This window comes from Bacillus massiliglaciei (assembly GCF_900098925.1).
In the GTDB taxonomy this organism is placed as follows: Bacteria; Bacillota; Bacilli; order Bacillales; family DSM-1321; genus Peribacillus; species Peribacillus massiliglaciei.
On sequence record NZ_LT622349.1, the window covers coordinates 1 to 2,079 of the forward strand.

General features: G+C 51.6%; 20 tRNA genes. All 20 read left to right on the plus strand.

Annotated elements, in window-relative coordinates:
- Positions 1–42: 42 nt before the first annotated feature.
- The 20 genes from BQ4305_RS01370 (at position 43) to BQ4305_RS01465 (ending at position 1,872) form a co-directional block, all read left to right on the plus strand.
- Positions 43–118 (plus strand) — tRNA-Thr (locus BQ4305_RS01370).
- A gap of 30 nt (positions 119–148) precedes the next feature.
- Positions 149–224: transfer RNA gene (locus BQ4305_RS01375), tRNA-Lys, on the plus strand.
- A 6-nt stretch (positions 225–230) separates the two neighbouring features.
- Positions 231–312: transfer RNA gene (locus BQ4305_RS01380), tRNA-Leu, on the plus strand.
- 5 nt (positions 313–317) lie between these two features.
- Positions 318–392: transfer RNA gene (locus tag BQ4305_RS01385), tRNA-Gly, on the plus strand.
- Between the two features lie 12 nt (positions 393–404).
- Positions 405–493: transfer RNA gene (locus tag BQ4305_RS01390), tRNA-Leu, on the plus strand.
- A gap of 12 nt (positions 494–505) precedes the next feature.
- Positions 506–582 (plus strand) — tRNA-Arg (locus BQ4305_RS01395).
- Positions 583–591: 9 nt separating this feature from the next.
- Positions 592–668, plus strand: a tRNA-Pro gene (locus BQ4305_RS01400).
- A 17-nt stretch (positions 669–685) separates the two neighbouring features.
- Positions 686–761, plus strand: a tRNA-Ala gene (locus tag BQ4305_RS01405).
- 32 nt (positions 762–793) lie between these two features.
- Positions 794–870 (plus strand) — tRNA-Met (locus tag BQ4305_RS01410).
- Positions 871–877: 7 nt separating this feature from the next.
- A tRNA-Ile gene (locus BQ4305_RS01415) sits at positions 878–954 on the plus strand.
- Between the two features lie 15 nt (positions 955–969).
- Positions 970–1,062 (plus strand) — tRNA-Ser (locus tag BQ4305_RS01420).
- Between the two features lie 58 nt (positions 1,063–1,120).
- Positions 1,121–1,194 (plus strand) — tRNA-Met (locus BQ4305_RS01425).
- Positions 1,195–1,200: 6 nt separating this feature from the next.
- A tRNA-Asp gene (locus tag BQ4305_RS01430) sits at positions 1,201–1,276 on the plus strand.
- Positions 1,277–1,293: 17 nt separating this feature from the next.
- Positions 1,294–1,369 (plus strand) — tRNA-Phe (locus tag BQ4305_RS01435).
- A 16-nt stretch (positions 1,370–1,385) separates the two neighbouring features.
- Positions 1,386–1,461: transfer RNA gene (locus BQ4305_RS01440), tRNA-His, on the plus strand.
- A gap of 4 nt (positions 1,462–1,465) precedes the next feature.
- Positions 1,466–1,539, plus strand: a tRNA-Gly gene (locus BQ4305_RS01445).
- Positions 1,540–1,543: 4 nt separating this feature from the next.
- A tRNA-Ile gene (locus BQ4305_RS01450) sits at positions 1,544–1,620 on the plus strand.
- 6 nt (positions 1,621–1,626) lie between these two features.
- Positions 1,627–1,701 (plus strand) — tRNA-Asn (locus BQ4305_RS01455).
- A gap of 5 nt (positions 1,702–1,706) precedes the next feature.
- A tRNA-Ser gene (locus BQ4305_RS01460) sits at positions 1,707–1,797 on the plus strand.
- A 3-nt stretch (positions 1,798–1,800) separates the two neighbouring features.
- Positions 1,801–1,872: transfer RNA gene (locus BQ4305_RS01465), tRNA-Glu, on the plus strand.
- The last annotated feature ends 207 nt before the right edge of the window (positions 1,873–2,079 follow it).

The following is a 2,079-nucleotide window of genomic DNA, read 5'->3' on the forward strand; positions in this document are numbered from 1 at the left end:
CAGAGGGTCGGCGGTTCGATCCCGTCATCCTCCACCATATATGCCGGTGTAGCTCAACTGGTAGAGCAACTGACTTGTAATCAGTAGGTTGGGGGTTCAAGTCCTCTTGCCGGCACCATCTTCACAATTGTACAGGCACTTTTATTGTGAGCCATTAGCTCAGTTGGTAGAGCATCTGACTTTTAATCAGAGGGTCGCAGGTTCGAATCCTGCATGGCTCACCATTATATGCGGGTGTGGCGGAATTGGCAGACGCACCAGACTTAGGATCTGGCGCCGCAAGGCGTGGGGGTTCAAGTCCCTTCACCCGCACTCATGCGGAAGTAGTTCAGTGGTAGAATACAACCTTGCCAAGGTTGGGGTCGCGGGTTCGAATCCCGTCTTCCGCTCCACTTTTCGTATGTGCCGGGGTGGCGGAACTGGCAGACGCACAGGACTTAAAATCCTGCGGTAGGTGACTACCGTACCGGTTCGATTCCGGTCCTCGGCACCATCTTAATAATATGCGCCCGTAGCTCAATTGGATAGAGCGTCTGACTACGGATCAGAAGGTTATGGGTTCGACTCCTTTCGGGCGCGCCATTATACATACGGGAAGTAGCTCAGCTTGGTAGAGCACTTGGTTTGGGACCAAGGGGTCGCAGGTTCGAATCCTGTCTTCCCGACCATGTGACTTTTATAAAATGGGGCCTTAGCTCAGCTGGGAGAGCGCCTGCTTTGCACGCAGGAGGTCAGCGGTTCGATCCCGCTAGGCTCCACCATTTCTTTTTAAACAAACACTTATATTTATTTTGGCGGTGTAGCTCAGCTGGCTAGAGCGTACGGTTCATACCCGTGAGGTCGGGGGTTCGATCCCCTCCGCCGCTACCAAATATAAGGACCTTTAGCTCAGCTGGTTAGAGCAGACGGCTCATAACCGTCCGGTCGTAGGTTCGAGTCCTACAAGGTCCACCATTATCGTTTGGCCGTGGAGGTATACCCAAGTCTGGCTGAAGGGATCGGTCTTGAAAACCGACAGGGGGGTCAAACCCCGCGGGGGTTCGAATCCCTCTACCTCCTCCATTTTTCAAATATACATAAATCGGCTCGGATAAAGTATAAAACCTATCATTTATATCGTCGCGGGGTGGAGCAGTTCGGTAGCTCGTCGGGCTCATAACCCGAAGGTCGCAGGTTCAAATCCTGCCCCCGCAATCATGTGGTCCCGTGGTGTAGCGGTTAACATGCCTGCCTGTCACGCAGGAGATCGCGGGTTCGATTCCCGTCGGGACCGCCATTTTTTCTTTAATATGTGGCTCAGTAGCTCAGTCGGTAGAGCAAAGGACTGAAAATCCTTGTGTCGGCGGTTCGATTCCGTCCTGAGCCACCATTCTTAAAATATTACGGCGATTGTGGCGAAGTGGTTAACGCATCGGATTGTGGTTCCGACATTCGTGGGTTCGATTCCCATCAGTCGCCCCATTTCGCGGGTGTAGTTTAGTGGTAAAACCTCAGCCTTCCAAGCTGATGATGAGGGTTCGATTCCCTTCACCCGCTCCAATATGGGCCTATAGCTCAGCTGGTTAGAGCGCACGCCTGATAAGCGTGAGGTCGGTGGTTCGAGTCCACTTAGGCCCACCATATTGTTCCGCAGTAGCTCAGTGGTAGAGCACTCGGCTGTTAACCGAGCGGTCGTAGGTTCGAATCCTACCTGCGGAGCCATTTTTGGGGAAGTACTCAAGAGGCTTAAGAGGCGCCCCTGCTAAGGGTGTAGGTCGGGCAACCGGCGCGAGGGTTCAAATCCCTCCTTCTCCGCCACTCGGCCCGTTGGTCAAGCGGTTAAGACACCGCCCTTTCACGGCGGTAACACGGGTTCGAATCCCGTACGGGTCATCCTGAAGAAACCATACATAAACATGTATGGTTTCTTTTTTTATTATTTTTTCTCTTCTATATAACTGTCCTTCTTTTTATAGGCTCTATACTATTTGTTGGGGTATCCATACAATTGTTTGCATAAAAAATGCACGCAAACATCCAATTCTTTTATACTTGAGTTGCCTAGAAACAAGTAGAGAATGGAGTTGCGTGCACATGAAT